Source organism: Vibrio sp. 704, assembly GCF_033339295.1.
In genome coordinates, this window is record NZ_JAWOUH010000833.1 from 1 (window position 1) to 561 (window position 561).

A 561-nucleotide genomic window follows, 5' to 3' on the forward strand; every position below is an offset into this window, starting at 1 on the left:
GCAAAACAGGCGTTTCCACAACAGAATGTTGCTGATGTAACGCAAGTTAAAGCGTATCTCCTTGCCGAATTGCGCCAACATCAAAACCAGTTAGATCACATCCAAAACAATTGGCATCACTACAACCGCCAACTAAATGACATCCATTCTCGGCTGGGGAACAATCCCCAACAAACATTGGCAGATCAACAACAAGCCGTTTCTAATGCGCAAGCATTGAAAGATAACGCCAAAGAACAGTTAACTGCGTGGCGAAGCTACCTCGGCAATGAATCTACATGGTTAACTCTGTTTAAGTGGTTACCGCCAATTAAGAATAAACTTGAACTCCAGCGCAGGAGTTTCATGTATAACCTTATTGAGCACGATGAAGAGCAAATTGAAAATCTGTCATCAGACCGATTTGAGAGCCTACTCAAGCAAGTATTTTCTAGTAAAAAAGACGATTTTGATGATCAAAAAAATCGGTATCAATCTTGGCTAGAGCAGTATCAAGAGTTTGATCAATCACAACTGAATTGGCTTAATTCTATCAATAACTTTACTGAAGACTCTCCAGAG

General features: G+C 40.5%; 1 pseudogene. It reads left to right on the top strand.

Annotated elements, in window-relative coordinates:
• Positions 1-561, top strand: a pseudogene (locus R7R24_RS29395) (DNA helicase); the annotation flags it as partial.